Source organism: Gemmatimonadota bacterium, from assembly GCA_041390105.1.
GTDB lineage: Bacteria > Gemmatimonadota > Gemmatimonadetes > Longimicrobiales > Gaopeijiaceae > JAGQIF01.
In genome coordinates this window covers 69,641-82,944 of the sequence record JAWKQO010000003.1, presented here as the reverse complement: position 1 = coordinate 82,944, position 13,304 = coordinate 69,641, and the positions used below count along the sequence as shown (strand labels likewise).

Annotated in this window: 10 protein-coding genes; 6 read left to right on the top strand and 4 right to left on the bottom strand. The window is 69.1% G+C overall.

The features are described 5' to 3' along the window. Positions 1-98 precede the first annotated feature (98 nt). The 6 genes from R3E10_13470 to R3E10_13445 all read left to right on the top strand — a co-directional run bounded on the left by R3E10_13470 (position 99) and on the right by R3E10_13445 (position 8,101). Positions 99-728, top strand: a complete 630-nt coding sequence (locus tag R3E10_13470; protein ID MEZ4416752.1) for a sigma-70 family RNA polymerase sigma factor — start codon at positions 99-101, stop codon at positions 726-728. 82 nt (positions 729-810) lie between these two features. Continuing rightward, complete coding sequence (locus R3E10_13465; GenBank protein ID MEZ4416751.1) at positions 811-3,534, top strand: tetratricopeptide repeat protein; 2,724 nt, start codon at positions 811-813, stop codon at positions 3,532-3,534. A gap of 60 nt (positions 3,535-3,594) precedes the next feature. Further along, positions 3,595-4,017 carry a hypothetical protein gene (locus tag R3E10_13460; protein MEZ4416750.1) on the top strand — a complete coding sequence of 141 codons (423 nt, stop codon included), beginning with the start codon at positions 3,595-3,597 and terminating at the stop codon, positions 4,015-4,017. 192 nt (positions 4,018-4,209) lie between these two features. Next, positions 4,210-5,574, top strand: coding sequence for a DEAD/DEAH box helicase (locus R3E10_13455; GenBank protein MEZ4416749.1), 1,365 nt, complete (start codon positions 4,210-4,212; stop codon positions 5,572-5,574). Between the two features lie 109 nt (positions 5,575-5,683). Beyond that, the gene (locus tag R3E10_13450) at positions 5,684-7,099 is read left to right on the top strand and encodes an amidohydrolase family protein (GenBank protein MEZ4416748.1); all 1,416 of its coding nucleotides are present in this window, start codon (positions 5,684-5,686) and stop codon (positions 7,097-7,099) included. Positions 7,100-7,231: 132 nt separating this feature from the next. Continuing rightward, entirely contained in the window at positions 7,232-8,101 is an 870-nt protein-coding gene (locus tag R3E10_13445) for an alpha/beta hydrolase (GenBank protein MEZ4416747.1), read from the top strand. Between the two features lie 16 nt (positions 8,102-8,117). On the opposite strand, the gene R3E10_13440 is transcribed toward R3E10_13445, so the two are convergent. The 4 genes from R3E10_13440 to R3E10_13425 form a co-directional block, all read right to left on the bottom strand. Beyond that, positions 8,118-9,509 (bottom strand): tryptophanase, encoded by a 1,392-nt coding sequence (locus R3E10_13440; GenBank protein MEZ4416746.1) that lies wholly within the window; start codon positions 9,507-9,509, stop codon positions 8,118-8,120. A gap of 41 nt (positions 9,510-9,550) precedes the next feature. Continuing rightward, a complete protein-coding gene (locus tag R3E10_13435; GenBank protein MEZ4416745.1) occupies positions 9,551-10,462 on the bottom strand; it encodes a M55 family metallopeptidase in 912 nt (303 codons plus the stop codon). A 130-nt stretch (positions 10,463-10,592) separates the two neighbouring features. Then, positions 10,593-12,116 carry a M36 family metallopeptidase gene (locus tag R3E10_13430; GenBank protein MEZ4416744.1) on the bottom strand — a complete coding sequence of 508 codons (1,524 nt, stop codon included), beginning with the start codon at positions 12,114-12,116 and terminating at the stop codon, positions 10,593-10,595. Beyond that, the gene (locus tag R3E10_13425) at positions 12,113-13,240 is read right to left on the bottom strand and encodes a carboxypeptidase-like regulatory domain-containing protein (protein ID MEZ4416743.1); all 1,128 of its coding nucleotides are present in this window, start codon (positions 13,238-13,240) and stop codon (positions 12,113-12,115) included. The genes R3E10_13430 and R3E10_13425 overlap by 4 nt, the downstream gene beginning before the upstream one ends. Positions 13,241-13,304: the final 64 nt, after the last annotated feature.

Genomic DNA, 13,304 nt, shown 5'->3' with positions numbered 1-13,304 from the left:
CCTATCGACGAACCCGCTCGGATTCCTACATTCCTGATCGGCCGCCCGCGCCGCCTCCGCCCGGCCCGACGTCCGTCCATTCAACCGGCGAGCTGTGCATGTCCGACGACGTCACGCATCTGATCCACGAGTGGAGGGCGGGGGACCCGGCGGCTCTGGATCGACTCGTCCCCCTGGTCTATGCGGAGTTGAAGGGCCTCGCCGACCAGCGACTGCGCCGTGAGCGCCCCGACCACACCTTCCAGCCGACGGCCCTGGTCCACGAAGCCTACGCGCGCTTGGTGGACGCGAAGATCGACTATGTCGATCGCGCCCACTTCTTCGCGGTGATCGCCCGCACGATGCGCTCGATCCTGGTGGACCACGCTCGAGCGCGCTCGCGACAGAAGCGAGGTGGGGGCGCGGTGGCGATGACCCTCGACGAGCAGCTTGCCGCGGTGGACCAGCGGCCCGAGGAGTTTCTGGCGCTCGACGAGGCGCTGGAACGACTCGCCGAGCAGGATCCACGCAAGGCCCGGGTCGTGGAGCTGCACTACTTCGGGGGCCTCAACTACGAGGAGGTAGCCGCCGCGCTGGAGCTCTCCACGGTGACCGTGTTCCGGGACCTCCGCTTCGCAAAGGCCTGGCTCGCCGACGAGTTGGGACCCGACACCGTGCTGGACGACACCCCCCCGCCCGCGGCCGGCAGCAGCATTCCCCCAGAACCCGATGGGTTCCGGGCTCCGTGAAGGCATCGCTACGCGTTCGGCGCTTCTCGCGGTAGCACCCCAGATCCGTTCCGCGGCCCCGGGCCGCGGCGCCGAGGAGTCGATGACCGACGCACGCTGGCTTCGTCTGGAGGCCCTGTTCAACGAGATCGTCGAGCTGCCCCCCGAAGGGCGCTCGGGCGCCCTCGACGCCCGCTGTGGGGGAGACGTCGCGCTGCGCCGTGATCTCGAGCGGCTCCTGGACGCCCACGGGCGCGACGACTCCGGTGTGCGCGGCGTCGTGGATCGGGCCTTTGGGGACGATCCGACCGATCCTGGCGGCGCCGATGTGGTGGCGGGCCCGTATACCCTGGTGCGGCGGCTTGGAGAAGGGGGCATGGGTGCGGTGTGGCTGGCCCGGCGGTCCGACGACGTCCACGCGGCCGAGGTGGCGGTCAAGCTGCTGAAGAGAGCTGCCCTCGACAACGAGACCGCACAGCGCTTCCGCACGGAGCGGCGCATCCTGGCCGAGCTGAACCATCCGGGCATCGCCCGGCTGCTCGATGGGGGCACCACGGACGCCGGAGTGCCCTACTTCGTGATGGAGTACGTGCAGGGCCGGCCCATCGACGAGTACTGCGCGGCCGAGGGCCTGTCTCCGCGGGCGATCCTCGAGCTCTTTCGCAGGGTGTGCGACGCTGTGGCCTTCGCGCACGGCCGCTTGGTGGTGCATCGCGACCTCAAGCCGGGCAACATCCTGGTCACCCGGGGTGGAGAGCCCAAGCTGCTCGACTTCGGGATCGCCAAGCTGCTGGACACGGAATCGGCGGGGATGGATGTCGGAGTGACGCGCACCGGCTTCCGCCCCATGACGCCGCGCTATGCCAGCCCCGAGCAAGTCCGCGGCGAGACGGTCTCCACCTCCACGGACGTCTATGCGCTCGGTGTGCTGCTCTACGAGCTCCTGACCGGCGGCTCCCCCTATCCTGACCCGGGGAAGGCGAACCGCTCGCTCGAAGACGCGATCCTGGGTCACACGCCCACGGCGCCAAGCGTGGCGCTGGCGACGACGTTGAGCGCCACGGCATCCGGTCGGGAGCGCGACATCGCCGCGCGGATGCTGCGGGGCGATCTGGACACCATCGTCCTGAAGGCCCTGCAGAAGGACCCCCATCGACGCTACGCGAGCGTCGAGCAGTTGTCGGAGGATCTGGGGCGACACCTGTCGGGCCTGCCGGTGCGGGCTCGCCCGGACACGTTCGCGTATCGCGCCGGCAAGTTCGTACGCCGCAATCGTGGGGCGGTGCTGTCGGGTGCCCTCTCCTTCGTCGTCATCAGCGCGCTGGCCCTGGCGAGCGCCTGGCAGTCGGTGCTGCTGGCTCGGGAACGGGACACCCTGCGCGTCGAGCGTGACCGAGCGACGGCGGTGTCCAGTTTTCTCGTGGACGTGTTCGAGGCGGCGGACCCCAACGAGGCCCAGGGCCTGGACATCACCGCGCGCACCATCCTGTCCAATGGGAAGGCACGGGCCCGCGAGGACCTCGCCGATGACCCGTCTGTGCAATCAGCGGTCCTGGAGGCGATCGGATCGGTGTATGCAAAGCTCGGTGACTATGATTCGGCGGATACGTTGTGGACGGCTGCCGTGGAAGAGACCCGCAGGCTCTTCGGAGAGACCAGTCTCGAATACGCCACGGCGCTCCTCGATCTCGGTGGATTGCGCGCGCTGCAGGCACGCTTCGACGAGGCGGAGCCGGCGCTGCGCACTGCCCTCCAGATCCGCACGGAGCGTCTGGGTCCGGACGACGAAGCCACGGCTGCGGTCTGGAATGCGTTGGGGGCCCAGTATGCGCTGCGTAGCGACCCGACCCAGGCCGAGCGCCATCTGCTCGAAGCGCTCCGGATCTTTCACGACGCCCACGGAGACGGAGACCCGACCACGTTGGGTGTCCTCAGCTCCCTGTCCGTTCTCTACGGGATGATGGGGCGGAGAGAGGACGCCATCGAGACGAGTCGACGCGTGCTGGCGGGGCAGCGGTCCCTGCGCGTGGGTGACCACACCCTGTTGGCCCAGGCCATCGCCAACCTGGGCTTTGCCTTGTCCGGTGCCGGCCGCAACGAGGAGGCGGTGGAGTTCATCGCCGAAGCGTTGCAGATGTACGAACGGCTCCTGCCGCCCGGTCATCCGGATATCCTGAAGGTGCGCAACAATCTGGCGGTGTCGTACCGCCGCTTGGGGCGCTTCGACGAGGCGGAGTCACTGCTGCGGGACGTCGTCGCGGTGCTGCGCACGCAGAGTGAGCCCTACATCCTGGGCCGCACGTTGGGGAACCTGGGAACGGCGGTGTTGCAGGGAGGGCACCCCGCCCAGGCAGAGCCCACGCTGATCGAGGCGCTGACCATCCTGCGGGGGCTCGTGGGCCCCGACCATCCGCTCCTCGCGCCCGTCCTGATCGATCTGGCGAACGCTCGGCGTGAGCTCGGCCGCTTCGGCGAGTCGGAGGCCGGCTTCCTGGAGGGCCGGCGCATCCTGGCGGGCGGCGGTGGCGCACCCGATGTGACGGCGACCCTCCTGCGCGACTACGCGAGCCTGCTCCTGGACTTGGGCCGCTCGTCCGAGGCGGCGGGCCTGGTTGCCCAAGCGGAGCCCCTCTTCGCGACCTCCCTGCCGTCGGACCACCCGGAGCGCCTGAGCTTCGACCTCGTGCACGCCCGCGCCTTGGCGGCGGAGGGAAGGGTGGACGAGGCGCGAGCTCTGTTGGAGCCGCTCGCCTCCCGCGCTGGTCCCACCCCCGTGGTCGAGCAGGCCCGTCGACTCCTGCGCGAGGGCGCTTCCGGGGGCGTTTGACCACGGCGCCGGTCCGTGCGATGCTCACGTCCCACGCGGCCGATGACGAGCGTTGCTGCCATGAGCGACCTGCAACCCAGACCTCCTGTCCAGAAGTGGGGCGTGGTGATCACCCGCCTCGCTACGGTGCGAGACATCCCGGTGGAGCTGACCTCCGATCAGCTCATGCGCATCGTTCGTCTTTTCCAGCCGTACCGGGAGGGGTCGGTGCAAGTCCAGCTGGAGGAGCACGAGATCGCGTGGCGGGATCGGGAAGGCCTGCGCTTCGCGATGTCCTCGATCGAAGGAAGCACCGTCCTCCGCGTCCAGGTGTCCCGATTCCTCCTGCGCCGGCGTCGCTGGATGGGCATCGTCAAGGCGGCGGCTGACCGTCTGGAGACCTTGAGCATGCTGGTGGCGCGGCAGGACCACGCAACCCGCGCATTCCCGCCCGCTCGACCCCCTCGCTCGGGTGTGCGCCCTCCGGAGCCGGTCGGCCCCTAGGGCATCCCAGGCCCGGCCGAGACCTCAGGCCTGACGCGACGGCCCGGTTCCTGCTATGCTTTGGTTCTGCGGGATCCTGCCTCGAGCCCTCGGTTCCGAGGGCACTGCACCTGCTCAACACCTCAGCGACCGCCCTTCCGGCCGGAGTGACCGGCCCGTGCGCGGTGCGCACCTTCAGTGGAAAACACCTTGTTGTTCAAGACATTCGAGCTGCACCCGACCCTTCTGAGAGGTGTCGGTGACCTGGGCTTCGTACGCCCGACTCCCATCCAGTCCGCGGCCCTGCCCCCGGCCCTGGAGGGACGTGACCTCCTGGCCTGCGCGGCCACGGGCAGCGGGAAGACCGCCGCCTTTCTCCTTCCCGTGCTCCATCACCTGGTGGAGAGGCCGCGCGGTACGACGCGCGCGCTGGTGCTGGCGCCCACGCGGGAGCTGGCGCTTCAGATCCTCGACGACCTGCGGGGTCTGGCCCGCCATACCGGCATTCGTGCAGACGCCATCCACGGCGGCGTCGGCATGGGCCGCCAGGCGACGGCCTTCCGCAAGGGCTCCGACGTCCTCATCGCGACGCCTGGCCGTCTCCTCGACCACTTCCAGCACGACTACGCCGCACTGACCGGCCTCGAGCTGCTGGTGCTCGACGAAGCCGACCGCATGTTGGACATGGGGTTCTTGCCCGACATCCGTCGAGTGCTCGCTCACATCCCCACGCCGCGGCAGACGTTGTTCTTCAGCGCGACCATGCCGCCTCCGATCGAGGCGCTCACGCGCACGATCCTGCGGAGTCCGGTTCGGATCGCGCTGCAGCGGAAGGCTGCACCTGCTGCCGGCGTCACACAGGCCGCCTACCCCGTTGCCGCCGACCTGAAGAGCGAGCTTCTGACCGAGCTCCTCAAGCAGGGCAGAATGGACGACGCCCTCGTCTTCACCCGCACCAAGCACCGCGCGGACCGTGTGGCCCGGCTGCTGAACCGCAATGGCATCACCGCGGAGCGCATCCACGGCAACCGCTCCCAGGCGCAGCGCACACGTGCGCTCGCGGGGTTCAAGGCCCGGGAGTTCCAGGTCCTGGTCGCGACCGACATCGCTGCCCGCGGCATCGACGTCGAGGCACTGGGGCACGTGGTGAACTTCGACGTGCCCACGGTCCCTGAGGACTACATCCATCGGGTCGGCCGCACGGCACGCGCCGAGTTGACCGGCGAGGCCTTTACGCTGGTCGCGCCCGAGGAAGAGTCCGATCTGCGTCGCATCGAGAAGGCGGTGGGGAAGGCGCTACCGCGACTGCAGTTGGAGGGATTCCGCTACGATGCCAAGGCCGATGCCCCACTCGAGATCCCTTTGGGGGAACGCGTGGCCGTGATCCGTGCGAGGAAGGCCGAGGACAAGGCGCGCGCGGCGAAGAAGCGGGCTCGTTCCACGAACAAGGTGCGCGCGACGGAGAAGCCGGCTCGCTCCACGCGTGCAGCGCAGCGGGGCTCGGGGGCGGCGGCCGTTCCCGGTTCCGACAACGGCACCCGCCCGCGGCGGCGGCGTCCGAGGCGCAGGGCGCGGTAGGCGGTCGCTCAAGAAGGGGCGGTGCCAGCGCGCTCTCCACGGTTTGCGCCGCCACGTCCGGACCGGCATCGTAGCGCCTCGAACCGCGCTCCTCTGTCCCGGATCCGTCATGCGTCTGCGCTTCTCCGCCACGGCCCTGGTTGTGCTGGTCTGCCCGCTCGCTTCCTGCGCTTCGGAGGCGCCAGCTCCCGATCTGGCCATCGAGAACGTCACGGTCATCGATGCGGTCGGTGGCGTGCGCGAGGGACGCACGGTGGTGGTCGACGATGGGCGGATCCTTCAGGTCACGGAGGCCGGAGCGGCCACCGGCGCCACCGAGGTGGTCGACGGCACCGGTCGCTACCTCATCCCGGGCCTGTGGGACTTCCATGTGCACCTCACCTACGACGATCGCTTCACGGAAGCGATGCCCGGTCTGTTCCTCAGCTACGGCATCACCAGCATCCGCGACACCGGTGGCATCCTCGAACGGGTGCTACCTGTGGTTGAACGGCTGCGGGCCGAGGGTGCGACCGCTCCGCGCGTCTTCTTCGCAGGGCCGCTCCTGGACGGAGAGCACGTCGTGTACGACGGTGTCAACCGGCCTCCGTTGGGCATCGCCAATCCGGATGTGGAGACGGCCCGCGCCAATGTGGCGCGCCTTGCCGAGGCGGGAGTCGACTTCGTCAAGATCTACGAGATGGTCACGCCCGCAGTGTTCGATGCACTGGTGCAGGAGGCAGAGGCGCGGGGACTACCCCGAGACGGCCACGTGCCGCTGTCTCTGCTGGCCCGGGACGTAGGACCTCGCGTCAACTCGCTCGAACATCTTCGCAACATCGAGATGGACTGCGCCGCTCCCGCAGACTCGCTCCTGTCCGAGCGGCGTCGTCTCCTCTCGGCGCACCAGGATGGGCCGGGCGCGGACCTCCGTGCCCGATTGCACGAGGAGCAGCGTCTGCCCTCCGTGGCAGCGTACGACGAAGAGCGGTGTCTGGACGTCATGGATGCGATGAAGGCCACCATCCAGGTACCGACCCTGCGCCTCAACGCCATGGGGCTGGTTCCTCCATACGAGCGTGCGGACTGGGCCGACGCGCTCGGGCGGGCGCCGTCCGACGTAGCGGAGGACTGGGGTGCGGCCGGGGAACGGCAACGGGCCGCCGGACCCGCGCGCGAGACCACCTACGGCGAGTTCAGCCTCCACCTGGTCCGAGCGATGTTCGAACGAGGCGTACCGATCGGCGCGGGCACCGACACGCCGATCGGGTTCTCCGTGCCCGGCTACAGCCTGCACAACGAGCTGGACATGTTGGTGCGAGCGGGACTGCCACCGATCGAGGCGCTGCGTGCCGCCACCGTACGACCCGCCGAGTTCTTCGGCCTCCAGGACGAGATGGGGACGGTGGAGCAGGGGCGCCTGGCCGATCTGGTGCTGCTTTCGGCCAACCCGCTCGAGGACATCACCAACACCCGGCGGGTGGAGGCGGTGGTGACCAAGGGGCAGTTGCTCACGCGAACCGAGCTGGAGGCGCTGGTGCGTTGAGCGGTCGCCCGGGCGGTACGCTGGGAAGGACTGTATTCCCGGGGCTGCGGGACGTGCCGTCGAGCCAGGGGTGAGCCGGCCGCTTCCCGGTGGCGCTTACTACTGGGGGCCGCCACCACACTCGGAGGGTCGATGGGACCGCATGCGGGCAACGACGAGCACCTGCCCTTCGCCGTCGAGATTCGAGGGGAGGGCGACCCGCTCGTGCTGGTCCATGGGTCCGCCAGCGATGCACGCACCTGGCGGTCTCAGCGGCAGCCCTTCGCCGAGCGCTTCCGCGTCATCACCTACTCGCGACGCTACCACTGGCCCAACCCATCCGTCCCCGCAGGGTCCGTCTATTCGATGGCAGAGCAGGTCGCAGACCTGGAGGCGGTGCTGGCGACGCAGGTGGACGGTCCGGCCCATCTGGTCGGCCACTCCTATGGCGCTGTGCTCTGCCTGCTCGCGGCCCTACGCCGCCCCGACCGCGTGCGCACGCTGGTCCTGGAGGAGCCTCCGGCCTTCACTCTGTTCGTGAGCGATCCGCCGAAGCCGCTCGAAGTGCTGCGGCTGCTGGTCACGCGTCCCCGCACGGGCGTGGCCCTGGCGCGGTTCGGAGCGGGCGGGTTGGCACCCGCGGTGCGCGCTCTCGAGCGGGGTGAGATCGATCGAGGGATCCGGACCTTCGGGGACACCGTGTTCGGGGCCGGAGGATACGAGCGTCTGTCGGCGGCTCAAAAGCAGCAGGTGTCCGACAACCGCGACACGACAGTGGCGGAGCTGTTGGGACCCGGCTTCCTGCCCATCCCCCCGGAGCAGCTCCAGACGCTCGCGGTTCCGACGCTACTCATGGGCGGCAGCGACAGCATCCCCCTGCTGAGCCGGATCCTGGATCGCCTGCAGGGACTCCTGCCTGACGTGACTCGGCAAACCTTCACGGGTGCGAACCATCTCGTGCACGAGGACAAGGCCGCTGACTACAACGAGGCGGTCCTCTCCTTCCTGGCAGCGCGCGGCTAATGGCCGGTACCGGACCCTAGGCCCGGCGCAACGCGTACAGCGGCTCGAAGCGAGCCGTGAAGTGCCGAAGCGCCGCGGCCTGGTGCACGAAGCGAAAGCCGCCGATGGAGCCGCGCCGCTTCCACACTTCCGCGATGACCTCGACGATGTAGTCGACGTGACTCTGTGTGTAGACGCGCCGCGGTAGGGCCAATCGCACCAGCTCCATGGCGGCCGGGTGCTCCTCCCCGGTAGCAGGGTCGCGGTGGCCGAACATCACGGTGCCCACCTCCACGGCGCGGATGCCCCCTTCGATGAAGAGCTCCGCCACGAACGATTGTCCCGGCAATTGCAGCGGCGGCACGTGCGGAAGGAACGCGGCGGCGTCCACGTAGACGGCGTGGCCTCCGGGGGGCTGCATGATCGGGACGCCCAACTCGGACAGGTGTTCGCCCAGGTAGCGCACCGACGCCAGTCGGTAGGCGAGGTAGTCTTCGTGCAGCACCTCTTCCAACCCCACGGCGATGGCTTCCAGGTCGCGTCCGGCCAGGCCCCCGTAGGTGGGGAAGCCCTCGGTGAGGATCAGAAGATCCCGCTCCCGTTCGGCCAGGCGCGCGTCGTTGGTGGCCAGGAAGCCGCCGATGTTGGCCAATCCGTCCTTCTTCGCGGACATCGTGCACCCGTCCGCGTACGAGAACATCTCGCGCGCGATGTCGATGACGGCGCTGTTCTGGTAGCCGTCTTCGCGGAGCTTGATCAGGTAGGCGTTCTCCGCGAAGCGGCAGGCATCGAGGTAGAGGGGAATGCCGTGGCGCCGGCAGATCTGGGACACCTGGCGGATGTTGGCCATGGAGACGGGTTGGCCCCCGCCTGTGTTGTTGGTGACGGTGAGCATGCACAGCGGGATGCGCTCCGAGCCTACTTCGTCGATCAGCGCCTCCAGGCGCGCGACGTCCAGGTTACCCTTGAACGGGTGCGGCTCTGCGGGAACCAGTCCTTCGGGGGTCGGAAGATCCACCGCTCGGGCGCCCGTGGCCTCGATATTGGCCCGCGTGGTGTCGAAGTGGGTGTTATTGGGCACCACGTGCCCAGGGCGACAGACGGTGGAGAACAAGATGCGCTCGGCGGCCCGCCCCTGGTGTGTGGGAATCACCTGCTCGAAGCCGAAGATATCGCGCACGCGGTCGCGGAAGCGGAAATAGGACGGGCTCCCGGCATAGGCCTCATCGCCCCGCATCATCGCCCCCCACTGCTCGGCACTCATCGCCGAGGTGCCGCTGTCGGTCAGAAGGTCGATGAGCACGTCCCGAGAGTGGAGCATGAAGACGTTGTGCCCGGCTGCCTCCAGATCGGCGAGCCGCTCCTCGCGCGTGGTCATGCGAATGGGTTCGACCGACTTGATGCGGAATGGCTCGATGATCGTCTTCATGGCCGTGGATTCAGGTGTCCTGTGGGGACCGCAGCCTACCGCTATCCTCGTACGAACCGGTACATGAGGCGGATGAGGGCGTAGGCCCGCTCCATAGTAGGGGCTTCCGCCTCCACCGTGTATCCGTCTACGCGGCGCATGCCCGGCACAGCCATCAGAATGTCCGCCTGCTGGGTGGAGTCGAAGCGGATGCGCGCCGTCACCGGCGTACGCGGAACCACCGTCCGGGCGCTGCCGAGCGAGGCGAGCCCCGCCCGCGTGGCTTCCCTCAGTTGTTGGCGAACCACGTCCGGGTGGACAAGCCGGGCCACCGAAGCGCCGATGGCCGTCTTGGTGCGGACCGCGTGCACGCCAGGCACCAGCGCCGTGATCTCTGCTACGAACGCCGAGTCGCCGGCCGCCACGAGCACCGGCACCCCAAGGGCTCCGGCCGCGTACGCGTTGAGGCCGCCTTCTCCCACTTCGGTGCCGTTGATCCAGAGCGCCTCCACCGACCCCGTCCCTGTGTGGGCCAGGAAGCCGTCGGTGGTGCCGGCTCGGGCGTGATACCCCAGGAAGATCACGGCGTCGAAGCTCTCGTCGAGCCCCTGCACCATGCCGAGCGGCTTGATGCTGCCCTGGATGTACTCGACCCGGGGATCGAGCTCGGTGTGCAGGAGATTCTGCATGTCCCCGTGCGAGTCGTTGACGAGGATCTGGGCCTCGCCCTGCGAGAAGATGGCCTCGACCACCGTGTTGACCTCGGCGGTCATGAGGGAGCGGCCGGTCGCGTAGTCCTTGCCCCCGTTGGAGTTGGTCATGGCACCTGTGCCGATGCCACCGATGCCTTCCATGTCCACCGAGATGAAGACTTTGAGTGGGGCGCTCTGGGCGAGGGCGGGCGCGGCCGCTGTCGCAGCAGCCAGCAGCAGGGCGTACGGAAGAACGCTTCGGGACTGGAGTGCGCGGAACATGACGGTCTCCGGGTAGCGGGGCGCTCCCCGAGGATAGGGGGGGCGGCGCCCGAGACGCTACCGGGCCCGGGCGGACCGACGCCGCCGGGGCGGGGTGGAATCACGGCCGCTCCGTCTCCTCGCCCGGCCCTCACACCGGGCCGATCTGCCGCCGCTCGAAGATCCCTCGCAGCAGGGTCCGGTGCCGGTTGCGATAGAGGTTGCGGTCCGCATCGAGGATCGCGCGTGCTCCCCGTGCAAACGAGGTGAACCCGTCCTGCTGGAAGTGGCTCTCGAGGATGAGGGTGTCCGCGAGCGTGCGCCCCAGCCCCTCGTGGATCTCCCAGAGCGTGGCAGACCAGATCACGCCGTTCTCGTGCTCGTCCCCGTCTTCGTCGAAGGAACGATAGGTGAGGCCAGAGTCCAACCGCCTCAAGCAGGGTGGGTCCAGCCCTTCGTCCAGCCCCAGGAGCAGTCCATCCCAGGTCATGACGCAGACGCGGTAGGCAGGAGGTTTTCGGTCGGCGAAGAAGCTGGCCGCGAGATAATCGCCAAAGCCTTCGCCCATCGCGGCTGCTTCAGCGGACTGCCCGAAGTCGGGACAGATGGCGTCCTGGATCGCGTGGCCGAGCTCGTGCACGATCGTCTCGCCGTCCTCGGCGTCGTCGATGTAGCCGGTGCCGAACGTCAGGCGGCGTTCCCAGGGGCTGTACCACGAATTGTCGAGTCGCGTACCGGTCACGTCCACTTCCAACGGCTCGCCGAAGATCGCGCGGGTCTCCGTGTAGCCGAGCTCCTGCAGGTAGCGGAGCGCCGCATCGACGTGGTAGTACGCCATGGCCTCGAGGAAGCCCCGCTCGCCGGCACGGGCGCGGAAGTCGTGGTCGCGGCGCAGGATGCGTGTGCGCCCCGCCGTGGCTCGGGTGGAGACCAGCGTCCCATCGAGGCGTCCGTTCCCGATCAGACGTGCCAGGCGCACGGAACGGTAGGCGGCGTCCGGCGCGGCGCGCGGCCGGCCGGAAGGCGTCACCAGATCGCGGTGGTCTCCGAGCGTCGTGACCGGACTGGGGTCGAAGATCCGCGCCCGCCCCCGGACCGCCGCCAGGTTGTCGACCTTGCTCAGAACGCCCCCCGTGCGGGCGTTGACGTAGACGATCCACTCTTCCCGGGGGCGCGTGCGCGCGATCCGCACTTTCCAGGTAGGTTCGAGGCGGTCGCGGTAGGGATACCACATCGCCTCGGTGTCCAATACGGTCGCGCGGCGCCCCGGCCGAGGAAGTCGCCGGCGCGCTCGGGTCACGCACTCGGACTCGCCCAGCCGGAATCCGGTTCTCGGGGGGAGGTGGACGCCCGGCACGGCTCGGTTCTTTGCCAAGTAGACGCGACCGCGCAGGTCCATGTGCACGGTGACGTAGGCACGATGTACCCGGAGTCCTTCGTGGAGCTGCTGCAGGATGACGTGGCGCGCACCCAGGCTCTCGATGGAACGCGTGAAGCGCAGCCCGCCCAGTCGCGTCTCGATCCCCAGCAGGTCGCGGTTCGCCGTGAGGAACTCGAACGCGATCAACTCCGGCCGGCCGGCCCGGGCCGGGGCGAGGAAGCCCCAGACCTCCTTGGGCGTGCCATAGTACTCGCCGGGCACAACCTGGTAGGTTCCCGGCCGCAGGGCCCTCATCGCGGGCGCCCTGGAGTCAGCGTCACGACCTGGAGCACCTCACCTCCCCGTTCGAAATACCCCGACAAGGTTGTCGTGGGCTGATACAGCAGGCGGCGTCCCATCTGGGTCCGACGCAGGGGGCCCCGGCGATACTCCGGGGTTCTCATGGTCCAACGGGACACGTACCAACGACCGTCCGGGAGGCCGCCCAGGTGGATCTCACCGCCCTGATGCTCAGCGTTGAGCAGCCGGTCGCCCGTGAAGCGGAAAGCGATGTGGGAGAGGCGTGCGGCCGCCGCGTCCAACACGAAGCTGCCCTCGATCCTCACGCCGTGGGCCGCCTCGCCCGAGCGGAACCGCAGGGCCAGGCGGTCCGTCTCGGTCGCAGTGAGCTCGAAACAGTGGGCCCGCGTGAACCATGAGGACAGCAGGAGGTCGGGGGATGGCGCGAAGTAGCGCGTGCCCCCGTCCTCGGCGGGCTCCGTCCATCCGTTCGCTTCCAACTGCTCCGCGTCGGCGAACTCGAACCCCAGACCCTCGGGCACCAGCAGCGTATCGGCACGCAGGGAGCGGGGATCGAGGTCGCGCTCCAGCTCGCGCTCGAAGGTGCGGACCTGGAAGACGAGGGGCGGCTCGGCGGTGAGCGCCGCCGCCGAGAGCGCTTTGCGTATTTCGTCCCACACCGCGAGGATCTCGACGGACGTGTTCGCCGCGAGCGCGCAAACGGGCTCGACCTGGACGTCGATCCCCGGCAGCGCGACCGGCTGAACCGGCAGGCGCACCAGAACGGGCCGACCCGGGTCCGGCACCGACACGACCTGGGAGCGGTAGCCGATCCTCTCGACGAGCAGGGAGAAGGGACCCGCGGCGGGGGCGCGCAGGAGAAAGTCCCCGACGTCGTTGCTCAAGGTGCGGGTGAGCTCGCCCGTGTCGTCGAGCAAGGCCACCATCGCACCGACGACGGGAGAATCGTCTCCGGCGTCCACCAGGCGGCCTTCGACCCGCACCTGGGCGTGGAGCGCCGAGACTCCGACGGCGAGCGCGCCCAGGAGCAGGATCCCTCCCGGGCAGATCGCAACATGCCTGCCGCGCTCCCCGACACCACGGTCTCCGATGCACCCCACCGCCACCGGCATGTTCATGCCACGAAGTTGCCCATCGGGGGAGCCGGCGGGCAACTTGGCCCGACTTGCGACCCAAGGAGCT

Excerpts from the sequence above, each read along its gene's own strand:
- R3E10_13470 (MEZ4416752.1), top strand. The coding sequence starts at position 99 with ATGTCCGACGACGTCACGCATCTGATCCACGAGTGGAGGGCGGGGGAC.
- R3E10_13465 (MEZ4416751.1), top strand. The coding sequence starts at position 811 with ATGACCGACGCACGCTGGCTTCGTCTGGAGGCCCTGTTCAACGAGATC.
- R3E10_13460 (MEZ4416750.1), top strand. The coding sequence starts at position 3,595 with ATGAGCGACCTGCAACCCAGACCTCCTGTCCAGAAGTGGGGCGTGGTG.
- R3E10_13450 (MEZ4416748.1), top strand. The coding sequence starts at position 5,684 with ATGCGTCTGCGCTTCTCCGCCACGGCCCTGGTTGTGCTGGTCTGCCCG.
- R3E10_13445 (MEZ4416747.1), top strand. The coding sequence starts at position 7,232 with ATGGGACCGCATGCGGGCAACGACGAGCACCTGCCCTTCGCCGTCGAG.
- R3E10_13440 (MEZ4416746.1), bottom strand. The coding sequence starts at position 9,509 with ATGAAGACGATCATCGAGCCATTCCGCATCAAGTCGGTCGAACCCATT.
- R3E10_13435 (MEZ4416745.1), bottom strand. The coding sequence starts at position 10,462 with ATGTTCCGCGCACTCCAGTCCCGAAGCGTTCTTCCGTACGCCCTGCTG.
- R3E10_13430 (MEZ4416744.1), bottom strand. The coding sequence starts at position 12,116 with ATGAGGGCCCTGCGGCCGGGAACCTACCAGGTTGTGCCCGGCGAGTAC.
- R3E10_13425 (MEZ4416743.1), bottom strand. The coding sequence starts at position 13,240 with ATGAACATGCCGGTGGCGGTGGGGTGCATCGGAGACCGTGGTGTCGGG.